General features: G+C 69.7%; 7 protein-coding genes and 1 pseudogene. 3 read left to right on the plus strand and 5 right to left on the minus strand.

What is annotated here, in order from left to right; translation table 11 throughout:
• Positions 1–4: 4 nt before the first annotated feature.
• Both CLV68_RS09660 and CLV68_RS09665 read left to right on the plus strand, forming a co-directional pair.
• Positions 5–742 (plus strand): ABC transporter ATP-binding protein, encoded by a 738-nt coding sequence (locus CLV68_RS09660; RefSeq protein WP_121390034.1) that lies wholly within the window; start codon positions 5–7, stop codon positions 740–742.
• Complete coding sequence (locus tag CLV68_RS09665; protein ID WP_211346451.1) at positions 736–3,129, plus strand: ABC transporter permease; 2,394 nt, start codon at positions 736–738, stop codon at positions 3,127–3,129. Before CLV68_RS09660 ends, CLV68_RS09665 begins: the two co-directional genes overlap by 7 nt.
• A 29-nt stretch (positions 3,130–3,158) precedes the next feature.
• On the opposite strand, the pseudogene CLV68_RS35975 reads toward CLV68_RS09665, so the two are convergent.
• The 4 genes and pseudogenes from CLV68_RS35975 to CLV68_RS35855 all read right to left on the minus strand — a co-directional run.
• A pseudogene (locus CLV68_RS35975) lies at positions 3,159–3,534 on the minus strand (acyltransferase domain-containing protein); the annotation flags it as partial.
• A 774-nt stretch (positions 3,535–4,308) separates the two neighbouring features.
• Positions 4,309–5,772, minus strand: coding sequence for an ABC transporter ATP-binding protein (locus CLV68_RS09675; RefSeq protein ID WP_211346452.1), 1,464 nt, complete (start codon positions 5,770–5,772; stop codon positions 4,309–4,311).
• A gap of 125 nt (positions 5,773–5,897) precedes the next feature.
• The gene (locus tag CLV68_RS09680; protein WP_342772777.1) at positions 5,898–7,421 is read right to left on the minus strand and encodes an ABC transporter ATP-binding protein; all 1,524 of its coding nucleotides are present in this window, start codon (positions 7,419–7,421) and stop codon (positions 5,898–5,900) included.
• A 158-nt stretch (positions 7,422–7,579) separates the two neighbouring features.
• Positions 7,580–7,786 carry a hypothetical protein gene (locus CLV68_RS35855; protein WP_342772762.1) on the minus strand — a complete coding sequence of 69 codons (207 nt, stop codon included), beginning with the start codon at positions 7,784–7,786 and terminating at the stop codon, positions 7,580–7,582.
• Between the two features lie 52 nt (positions 7,787–7,838).
• On the opposite strand from CLV68_RS35855, the gene CLV68_RS09685 reads away from it, so the two are divergent.
• Complete coding sequence (locus tag CLV68_RS09685; protein ID WP_121390036.1) at positions 7,839–8,480, plus strand: TetR/AcrR family transcriptional regulator; 642 nt, start codon at positions 7,839–7,841, stop codon at positions 8,478–8,480.
• Between the two features lies 1 nt (position 8,481).
• On the opposite strand, the gene CLV68_RS33780 is transcribed toward CLV68_RS09685, so the two are convergent.
• Positions 8,482–10,731, minus strand: coding sequence for a hypothetical protein (locus CLV68_RS33780; protein WP_170224177.1), 2,250 nt, complete (start codon positions 10,729–10,731; stop codon positions 8,482–8,484).
• Positions 10,732–11,550: the final 819 nt, after the last annotated feature.

Here is an 11,550-nt window from a genome sequence, read left to right on the forward strand (position 1 = left end):
TCGCATGCCAACACCAGACACCGTCCGGCTCCGATCGGTCAGCAAGGTCTACGGTTCCGCGTCCCGCTCGGTCACCGCGCTGCACGAGGTCTCGACCGAGTTCCGCGCGGGCTCGTTCACCGCGGTGATGGGTCCTTCCGGATCGGGCAAGTCCACACTGCTGCACTGCGCCGCGGGCCTGGACCGCCCGACCAGCGGCGAGGTCCTGCTCGGCGACACCGACCTCGGTGAGCTCGACGAGACCCGGCTGACCGAGCTGCGCCGCGAGCAGATCGGCTTCGTCTTCCAGTCCTACAACCTCGTCTCCGCGTTGACCGCCGCGCAGAACGTCGCGCTGCCGCTGCGGCTGGCCGGTCGCAGACCCCAGCCGGGTGAGGTCGACGGCGCGCTCGCCGAGGTCGGCCTCGCGGAGAGGGGCGCGCACCGGCCGAGTGAGCTGTCCGGTGGCGAGCAACAGCGGGTCGCCCTGGCCAGAGCACTGGTCACCCGGCCGGCCGCGGTCTTCGCCGACGAGCCGACCGGCGCCCTGGATTCCAAGACCTCCCGCGATGTGCTCACCCTGCTCCGCGCGGTGGTCGACCGGCACCGGCAGACCGTCGTCATGGTGACCCACGACCCGGCGGCCGCCGCTTACGCCGACCGAGTGCTGGTCATGGTCGACGGTCGGATCACCCAGGAACTGACCGCGCCGCTGACCACCGAGTCGGTTGCCCTGGCCAGCCGCGGGGGGCTGTCGTGCTGAGCATCGCGTCCCTCAAGAGCCGCTGGACCACGTTCGTCGGCACCTTCGTCGCCGTCTTCCTCGGTGTCGCGATCCTGTCCATGACCGCCTCGGTCCTGTTGTCCGCCCAACCCACGATCCCCGACCGCTACCGCGGCTCACCGGTCGTCGCCCAGAGCAGCCCGGTGGACCAGCAGGACGGCAGGTTCACCGACACCAAGCCGTGGTCAGCTGCGAAAGCGGCAGACCTGATTCGCTCGTTCGAGGCATTACCTGGGGTGGCGCGGGCGATCCCCGACCGCACCTTCTACGCCCAGCCCGTCCTCGGCGGTGTCCCGACCGTGGGCGTTGACGAGGGCCACTCCTGGTCCAGCGCGGACCTGGCGCCGTACCGGCTCGTGTCCGGCAGTGCCCCGGCCACGGCGGGCGAGATCGCGGTATCGCGCACCGTCGGGGTCGGTCCGGGGACGACGCTCACGGTGCTCACAGCGGCGGGTGCTGCCCGGTACCTCGTGGTGGGCACGGTGGACGGTCCCGGCGTCTACCTCAGCGACAGCGAGGCCGGTCGGTTGGCGCCAGGTGTGCGTGTGATCGGTCTGCGTCTCGATCCGGGCGCGGATCAGGACGCGGTCCAGGCAGGGGCGCGAGCCGCGCTGGGTGGGGAGGGGCAGGTGCTGGCCGGTGCGGCCAGGGTCGCGCTGGAACCGATGGCGGACCAGCGGGTGCGGTGGATCGGTGACCAGGTCCTGACCGGCCTCGGCAGCCTGGGTGGATTCGTCTCGATCTTCGTCGTGGCGTCCACCTTCGCCTTCGTGGTCGTCCAGCGGCGCCGGGAACTCGGGCTGCTGCGGGCCGTCGGGGCGACACCCCGGCAGATCCGCCGGATGCTGCTCGGCGAGGCGGTGGTGATCGGCGCGGTCGGCGGGGCGCTGGGAGTCGGATTGGGTGCGATCATGGCGCCCGTCCTCGGCGACCTGCTCGTCAGCGCGGGACTGGAGCCACCGACGTTCACCGTCGAGACGCGGTTCCTGCCGCTCGCAAGCGCTTTCGTGGTCGGGTTGCTGGTCGCGGTGGCTGGCGTCTGGTCAGCGGGGCGGCGCGCGGCGCGGATCCGTCCACTTGAGGCACTCCGCGAGGCGGCGGTGGAGACCAAGCCGATGACGCGGGCCCGGTGGTGGGCCGGGGGAGTGTGCGCCGGCCTCGGCTTGCTGCTCGTCGCGCTCGCCGTGGTGGGTGATCCGGACGACATGATGACGAACTCGCTGTACGCGGCGATGGCGTTGATCGTGGGCGGCACCCTGCTGTCCCCGGTGGTCATCCCACCCATCGTCCGGGTGCTCACCTATCCGCTGGCCACGGGCGCGCTCGGCCTGGTGGTGCGGGAGAGCGCGCTGACCTCGGTGCGCCGCACGGCGTCGACCGCCGCGCCGGTGCTGCTCACCGTCGGACTCGCGGTCCTGGTCGCCGGGATGGTCGAGACGTCCACCGGGGGCTACGCGGTAGCGCGGGAGTTGGCGACCCGAGCCGAGGTCGTCGTCCTCCCGAACGGCACACCAGGTCTCTCAGCTCAAGCCGTCGCTGCCACGCCGGGTGCCGCGTTGCTGCCTACCGAACTCTATGGCGACAACTCCACGCACTATCCCGCGACGGGCGTCGACCCCGTGGAGTTCGCCAAGACCAACACCAGGCTCACGGAGTCAGTCGCGGGCCTGAGTGGCCCGGACACGGCTGCCATCACCGAATCGGCCGCTCGCAGACTCGGCGTGCGGGCCGGTGGCACCACCGGACTGACCTTTGAGGACGGTCAGAAGGTCACCCTGCGAGTGGTGGCCGTGCTCCCCGACGGGTCCTCACCTACCCCGATCCTCTTACCCCGGCAGACGGTTCGAGAGCACGCGCCGTCAGCCTTGACCTCCGCGGTCCACGTCAGCGGCCCCGCTCCCGCGTCGGCACCCCTGGGGGCGCAGGTCCTCGACCGGGCGACCTACGCGGCCAACGCGGACGCCGAGGAAGACCGCCTGGTCCGACTCTTCGTCGTCCTCCTGCTGGTCGTGGCGCTCGGCTACGCCGCCCTGTCCATCGCCAACACCCTCCTGATGTCCACCACCGGAAGGATCGCCGACTTCACCACCCTCCGCCGCGCAGGCGCCACCCGCCGCCAGGTAACCCTCGCGGTGGCAGGCGAGTCCGTCCTGGTGGTAGCCATCGGCGCCACCTTGGGATTCCTCATCGCCCTCGTGGCCCTGTTCAGCATGACCACCGGCCTCTCCCACACCCTCGGCGCCCCAGTACCCCTCACCGTGCCCTGGCCAGTCCCCCTAGCCGCCATCACCACCAGCCTTGCCCTGGCCCTCACCGCCACCACCCTCCCCACCCACCTAACCCTCCGCGACCACTCAGTGACCTGACCCAAGAAACACCAACCCCACCGCGCGCCTGCGAACCGGACCGTTTCCCGCACCTGCCGCACCCAGTACCCCGGTGTGGTCGGGTCACCCTCGGCAGTGCTCACCAGGGCGATGGTCGGCTCGGCGAACGAGAGCCCACTGACCACCCGCTCGAACTCATCGAGCATCGGGTCCATCAGGTGCGAGTGGAACGCGTGCGACACCACCAGGCGCTTGACCCGGCGGGATTGTTCACCAAACCTACGATCCAACAGCTCAAAGAATGCCCGCGACATGGGCGGCGGCCACCTCGCCAATGGAGTGCCCAACGAGGACATCAGGGTGGACGCCCCAGGACTCCAGCAGGCGGAACAGCGCCACCTGGAGCGCGAAGATCGCGGGCTGGGCAGTGCCCGTCTCACCGATCGCAGCGTCATCGAAGGGGGCCAGTCACGAGCCATACACAGAGGGCTATTCAGGCGGTTTCATTCTCGCTCCGTGATCATCAAGTTGGGGCGGTTGAACTGCGCGGTGGCCCGTTTGAGGCAATTCGGTTACTACGCCAACAATCTCAACCAACAGGCCGCCTGACCTGCATTAGACCATCGGTGGAATCGCGTTCAGGCGGAGGTGGCGGAGTCCGTTCGGCGTGTCGCAGTCGCACGATCACCGCCGTAACACCTGTGCTGGGCGAGACCCTCAACGACCACATTCCCGCGGCTGACGACGTGGGCGGTCAGGTCCGTCATATCGTGATCGGAACACTGTCGCCATGCTGGTCATGGGCCATTGATCGGCCCACGCCCAATTGGCTGAATCCGTCCGCCAGCAACAGCGAACGCAAGCAGAAACGGCAGGTATGATGACCTAGTCAGATCTATCGGCTGAACTTCAATCCACCCAGCACGGTTCCCTGTGAATCGGCTAACGGCGTCATCTTCGAAATGGACAACCCTGAACCGGCGCCCATCGTCGATCGGCGCGCCCCGAGCGTCGTGGCCGTTCACGAGAAGAGCGTCAATCGGGAAGGAAACCCGAGTGCTGCTTGGATCGGCCGCGCAAGGGCTCTCAAAGTCCGATTCTCAAATCCGACTCCGGTTCGCCTAATACCACCTTCGCAACAACCGCCACCGCCGTCTTCGGTCGACAGATCTGCCGCCAGGCTCTGAAATTGCGCTGCGAGCGTAACGAGCGGTCGTGTCAGGTGCTCGCGGAGTTCGGCTCCTCCGCCGGGAATTGGGCGGCGTACAGGTGGGCGTAGGGGCCGTTGGCGGCGAGGAGTTGGTGGTGGGTGCCCTGTTCCACCACGGCGCCGGAGGTCATGACGATGATGAGGTCGGCGGAGCGGATGGTGGAGAGGCGGTGGGCTATGACGAAGCTGGTGCGGTTGTGGCGCAGGGCGGTCATCGCGTGGTGGGTCGCGAGTTCGGTGCGGGTGTCGACCGAGCTTGTCGCCTCGTCGAGTACCAGGATGGGGGATGGGGCCAGGGCGGCGCGGGCGAGGGTGATCAGTTGGCGTTCGCCGGTGGACAGGCTGTTGTCGTCGATCAGGGTGTCGTAGCCGTGGGGCAGGGTGCGGATGAGGTGGTCGACGTGGACGGTGTGGGCGGCGGTGGTGATGTCGGTGGGGGTTGCGTCTGGTGCGCCGTAGGCGATGTTGTCGGCGATGGTGCCGTGGAACAGCCAGGTGTCCTGCGGTACCACGGTGATCGCGGCCCGCAGGTCGTCCCGCGTCATCGTGCGGGTGCCGACCCCGTCGAGCAGGATCGTGCCCGCGGTGGGGTCGTAGAAGCGCAGCAGCAGGTTCACCAGGGTCGACTTGCCCGCCCCGGTCGGTCCGACGATCGCGACCGTCTGTCCTGGTTGGACGGACAGCGACAGCCCGTCGAACAGCGGCTCCTGGTAGCCGAACGCCACATCCCGGAACTCCACCGCGCCGGTGACCCGGGTCGGGCGGCGGGGTTCGGCGGGGTCCGGTGGCTGGTCGTCGGCGTCGAGCAGGGCGAAGACGCGGGACGCGGACGCCACGGCGGACTGGATGCGGCCCGCGAGGAAGCCCAGCGTGGTCACCGGCTGGTTGACCTGCGTGACGTAGTGGATGAACGCCTGGATGTCGCCGACGGTCAGCGCGCCCGCGGTGACCCGGACCGCCCCGAGGACGGCGACCACCAGGTAGTTGACGTTCCCGAGGAACGCCACGGCAGGCGCGATCAGACCGGAGGTGAACTCGGCTCGGACACTCGCCGCCCGCAGTTGCTCGTTGTGCTCGGCGAAAGTCCGCGCCGACTCCGCGTGGCGACCGAAGGCGGTGACCACCTCGTGCCCGGTGTACACCTGCTCGACGTGCCCGCTGAGCTGCCCGGTCGCGGCCCACTGCGCGTCGAAGTCGGGTTGCGCGCGCCTGCCGATCACCCTGGTCACCAGCACCGCCGCGGGCATCGTCACCAGCAGCACCGCGGTGAGCAGCGGCGAGATCAGCAGCATCGCGACCAGCGCGCCGGTCGCGTTCACCAGCGACCCCAGCACCCGGAAGGTGATGTGCTGCACCGTCTGCGCCACGTTCTCGATGTCGTTGGTCGCCCTGGACAGCAGGTCGCCGCGGGGTTGGGTGTCCAGGTAGCCCACCGGCACCCGGCTCAGCTTCGCACTGGCCTGCTCCCGCAACCGGTACGCCAGCCGTTGCGATCAGCCTCCCCTGGGCGATCAGGCACACCCAAGACCCCGCCGACAACAGCCCAGCAAGGACGAGAACCCGTGCCATACCGGCGAAATCCCCACCGATGGCGGCATCAGTCGCCGCCCCGAGCAACGCGGGGACGGCGATCGTCAGCCCCAGCCCGGCCACCCCCGTCGCCACGACCCCGAGCGCGCGGCTCCGGTCCGGGGCCATCGCGCCGAACAACCGGAACACGGTGCGGCGGAACTCGCTCATCGTTCCCCCTGGGAGTGCAGGATTTCCCGGTAGGTCGGGCTGATCCGCGACAGTTCCGCGTGCGTGCCGACGGCCTCGACACGGCCCTCGTCGAGCACGACGATCCGGTCCGCCGATCGGACCGTGGACAGCCGTTGTGCGACGACCACCCCGGCCGCGTCCCCGATCTCGTCGGCAAGCGCAGCGCGTAAAGCGGCCTCGGTCGACGCGTCCAGCGCCGAGAACGAGTCGTCGAACAGGTAGATCCGAGGTCTGGCACAACCAATGCCCGCGCTATCGCCAACCGTTGACGTTGACCACCGGAGACAGTGCTACCTCCCTGCGCGACCGGAGTGTCCAGACCAGCAGGCATAGCGGCCACGAAGTCCCGTGCTTGCGCGACCTCTAGTGCGTGCCACAGCTCGTCGTCGGTAGCGTCAGGAGACCCGTAGCGCAGGTTCGACGCAATGGTCCCGGAGAACAGGTATGACCGTTGCGGCACAACGCCAACCAGGTCCGCTAAGGCCCGTCTGCCGAACTCGCGGACATCGACCCCGTTGATCGACACCAGCCCCCTGTCGACGTCGATGAGCCGCGCCACCAGGTTCACCAGCGTGGTCTTGCCCGCCCCGGTGGACCCGACGATCGCGGTCGTCTGCCCAGGTAGGGCCACGAGATCGACTTCCCGCGCGGTCGCCTTCTCGGCACCCGGATAGCCGAAGGTGACCGCCCGGACGGCCAGCCCCACCGGCCCGGCAGGCAGCGGTGCCCCGATCACCGGCTCGGGCACGCCGGGTTCGGTCGTCAGCACCTCGGTGATCCGATCCGCGCTGGCCCGCGCCCGCGGCACCATGTCGAACACCGCCATCGCGACCATGACCGCCATCAGGATCTGGGTGAGGTAGCCGAGGAACGCGACCAGCGCCCCCAGCCGCAGGTCCCCGCCGACCACCCGCGGCCCGCCCAGCGCCGCCACCGAGATCGCCGCCAGGTTGATCACCAGCAGCGCGGACCCGCCGGAGAACGCCTGCAACCGCCCCAGCCGCAGCGCCACCGCCATCAGGTCGCCGTTGGCCGCCGCGAACCGGCGCCGCTCGTGCGCGTCGCGCCCGAACGCCCGGATGACCCGCACGCCGGTGATCTGCTCGCGCAGCACCCGGTTCACCGCGTCCGTGCGGACCTGCGTGCGCCGCGACGGCGGGGTCGTCAGCCGGGTGATCACCCCGATCACCGCGGCCGCGACCGGGATGGCCACGAGCAGCACCCCGGACAGCGGCACGTCCGACCCCATCGCGAGCACGACCCCGCCCACCGCCAGGAACGGCGCGCTGAGCAGGGCCGACAGCGGGGTGAAGACCAGCACCTGCAGCTGCTGGACGTCGTTGGTGGTCCGGGTGATCAGCGTCGCCGTGCCGAACCGGCCGAACTCCCGCGCCGAGAACCGCTACACGCTCGCGAACACGGCCACCCGCAGGTCGGCGCCCACCCCCATCCCCACCTTGGCGCCCAGGTACACCGCCCCCGCCGCGCACCCCGCCTGGACCAGCGTCGCCCCGAGCATCAGCGCGCCCAGGCCGAGGTGTGGTCGGTGTCCCCGGCCAGCACGCCGTTGTCGATCACGTCGGCGTTGAGCGTTGGCAGTAGCAGCAGCCCGAGGGCCTGGACCAGCTGCAACACCACCGCCAAGGCCACCGTCCTGGCGTACGGGCGGGTCCACTGCCGGAGCCGGGAGATCATCACCGGCTCGACGCTAGCAGAATCGTGCACCGGGTGTACTTATTTATCGAGACGAGAAATAGACCTGGTGTAGGGTGGCCGCGTGGATGATCAGCCTGGCCTGCGCGAGCGGAAGAAGGACACGACGCGGCGCCTGCTCTCGGCCGCCGCGCTGACCCTGTTCGAGGAGCACGGCTTCGAGCACGCCTCGTGCGCCGCCATCGCCGAGGCGGCCGAGGTCTCCAAGAAGACCCTGTTCAACTACTTCTCCCTCAAGGCGGACCTGGTGCTCGAGGTCGCCCGCCGCCCGCACGTCGACGAACCCGCCACCGTCGTCCGCCAGCGCCCACCGGGGCAGACCCCGCACGGCGCGCTCCGCGACCACCTGCTCACCGGCCTGGCCGAGCGCCGACCGGTCACCGGCCTGAGCGACGACCCCGACGTGCTCCGGCTCAACCGCCTGATCGACATCACTCCCGCCCTGGCCGAACGGGTCGCCCAGTACCAGCAGGAGAGCCTGCGCCTGCTGGTCGAGGCCCTGGTCGACGAGGGCACGCCGGACCTGGTCGCCCGCCTGGTCGCCGCCCAGGTCCACGGCGCGCACCAGGTCCTCGTCGCCGAGAACACCCGCCGCGTCATGGCGGGCGAGCCGCTGGAGGCGATCCACGCCGACGCGGTCGTGGCCACCGAACACGCCTACCACCTGCTCGAACACGGCCTCGGCGACCTGCTGCGCCGCCCCTAGCTCACCGCTTGCGCGGCGCGATCCGGAACAGGGTGCCGACCTTCACGCCGGACCGCGCCAGGCCGCGCATCTGGGCCACGATGTGCTCGGTCTGGGCCCACGCCGGGAGGAAGAGGTGGAACTCGGCCTGGCGCAGCGCCCCGCCGAGCGACTCCTGGAGGGCGTGGTCGGAGAACGGGATCCCGGGGCCGAGCCTGCGTTTGACGGCCTTCTGCAGCGCGTCGTAGGTGTCCTCGGCGAACGGGTTGTCCGCGGAGAGCAGCGTCGTGGCCTTGGCGTCGCTCCACCGCAGGCCGCCCTGGGTGCCGAACGCGGTGGAACCCAGCGACGGCACGTGGGTGGAGTCGCCCGCGACGTGCTTGCACTCCAGGTTGTAGAGCTTGATGAGATCGCCCTGCTTGGACACCCCGAGGCCGTCGTACCCGTGACCGCCGCCGTGCAGCTTGGCGTCGATCACCGTCATCCTGGGCAGCCCGTACGCGGCGAAGTACCCGGAGGCCACCCCGTAGCGGATGATGTGCTCGAACTCGGCCGAGGACATGGTCGCCAGCTTCAGCTCCGACATCGGCACGTTCACCACCTCGACGGCGCGCTGCACGGTCCGCGCCGCGACCTTCGGCACCCTGGCCGCGACCGACTCGATGGACAGCTGCGCCTCCTTGCCGCCCACCCCGATGTGCCCCTCCTTGCCCGCGTCGCCGCCGCCGATGATCTCGATGACCGCGTCAAGCGCCTCGCCCGCGGCGACCTGCTCGATGCCGCTCGCCGTCGCCAGGGCCGCCCTGGCCAGGTCCTCGCGGCTCGCCCCGGTCGCCTTCATGGCGATCTCCTCGGCCGACCGGAACACGCCGTCGCGCCAGGCCACCAGCTTGCCCATGGCCGCGGACTCGGGGCCGACCGCCGCGACGATCTTCTGCCAACTGCCCACGTTGCGCACCGTCGCGGCGGGCCCCAGCGAGGTGACCGACCGCTCGATCGCCTCCTTCGCGCCGACCGTGGCACCGCGCGCGATCCCCTTGAGCGCCACCGCGTCCGCGACCCGCGACTCCAGCGCCTTGACCGCCTGCGTCGACGTGCGCATCGCCTTGCCCAGCCCGTACACGTCCAGCAGCGCCGCCGCGGTCGCCACCAACGCGCCGAGCATCGCGTCGTCGGCCTGCTCCTGGGTGACGATCGAGTTCTGGTCGGTGACCGTGGACTTCGCCGCCGTCTCCAGCTTCGCCCACTCGTTCCAACTCGCCGCCGCCGTCCCGGCCGACGACGCCAGGCTGATCACCGCCACGATCGGCGTCGCCGCACCCGCCGTCCCGACCTCGACCGCGACGATCAGCGCCAACGTCACCAGCCCGACCAACTTGCTGCCCGCCGCCGCGTCCTCGGCGTGCTCTTGGACGGAATCGGCGGCGAGCTTCTGGGGGAAGAGCTGTTGGTAGGCCGGGTCTGCCGCTAGGACCTGCCGGTGCACGGGAGTCATGTCGGCGAAGTCGAGCGCGCGGGACTGGATGTCGCTCTTGGTCTTCGCGGCGTTGCTTAGGACATCCTTCAGCGCGGCCGTAAGAGCATTGCGCGCGGCGTTGGTGTCCTGTTGCAGCAACGGGTCGGTGCCGCCGCGTGCTGCTAGGGCGTACAACGCGGGGTTCTTGTTGAGGATGCGCGCACTGGTCTGGGTTAGCTCTGTGTGCACCGCTAGCACTGTCTCGTAGTTGGCGATCCCCAGCGCGGGGTCCGGATCCGGCACGGACCGCGTCGTGGGCGGGTTCTGGGGGTCGAACGTCACCAGCGGCCTCGGCACCGGAACGGGTGATCCGCCGATCGGGGAGGAATCGCCGTCCCGCTGCGCTCCCGGCTGCGGCGGTCCATACCCGACGTTCAGCCTGCGCAACGCCGCGAGCCGAGCCTGCGCGTCCTTGATCTGCTGCGCCAACCGCTTCTGCTCCTCGATGGCGACGTCGTTGCCCGCCACCGGCTCCCCGTTGAGCCCGATCCCCAGCCGCTTCGCCTCAGCCTCGATAGCCCGCGTGTTCGCCTCGACATTGCCCGCCGCCCGCTCCCGCACCCGGTCCCCGAACCCGGTCCGCAGGTCGTTCATCCACGGGATGAACTTGACCTCCGCGCCGTGGTCCGCGCATTCCTTCCACAGCGCCCAATCCTGCTCGGTCAACCCATCCCGGTACGCCGACATGGCCCGCCACGCCGACTCCAGCGTGATCTCCTCTTCCCGCCCCACCCAGAGGAAACTGTGGTCCAGCACCAACCGGCAAATCTTGCGCCCCTGATCGAGCGAAATCCCCCCGAACGGCCGATGCTCCCGCAACAGGCTCGCGTCAGTCCCCACCAACACCTCATCCAGCGGCTTCTTCTCCCCACTCCGCTGCACGACCATCCGCGACACCGCCGCATTCCCCACCAACCCCTGCAACCCCAGCGCCTCCCCAGGCACCAACCGGGGTAATCGCCCCTCCGCCCGCCCACCCCCCTTGACCGACCCCGACCCCCCACCCACAACCCCGACCCGCACCCGATCCATCCCGCCACCCACCCGTCCCATAGCCCGATTCGAGGGTACGACCGCCCGCTCACCCCACGGAAGACCGCAACCAGCCCCACCCGTTGGTGCACCTGAAATTGCCCTTTTGGCCTATTGCCAGAACCCGCTGGAAGCAATCACCTGATGTTCTTCGACCGACCGGCGGGGTGTCGCGTCGTATTTCTGCCAGAATTCCCGATGGGCGCCACCCCTGGCGTTGGACGAATTTTCTGCTGTGCTTCACTGGTTGGGCCGCGCTTCTGCGGCTGGCGAAGTGTCGACCCTGACCACCACGATCGTGCTGGTACGGCGAGGCGCTCTCCGTGTCTTCCTCCTCCTCACTGCTCTGACCGCTTCCACGACGCGATCGCGCACCTGCCATTCGAGCGGGTGTGTGACGTTTCCTGGTACCGGAACCGACCAGTCGACCACCGTTGCGCTGTTGTCGCGCACCCGTGGTTCCCCGCCGTCCTAGTGGCTGCGGTGGTCTATTCCACAGGTCGAGCACCTATTCGCGAAGGTGCCCCGTGGTAACCAGAATCC

Source organism: Actinokineospora cianjurensis, from assembly GCF_003663795.1.
Lineage (GTDB): Bacteria > Actinomycetota > Actinomycetes > Mycobacteriales > Pseudonocardiaceae > Actinokineospora > Actinokineospora terrae.

What these genes read in the sequence shown, in the direction of transcription:
- CLV68_RS09660 (WP_121390034.1), top strand. Translation starts at nt 5, where the DNA reads ATGCCAACACCAGACACCGTCCGGCTCCGATCGGTCAGCAAGGTCTAC.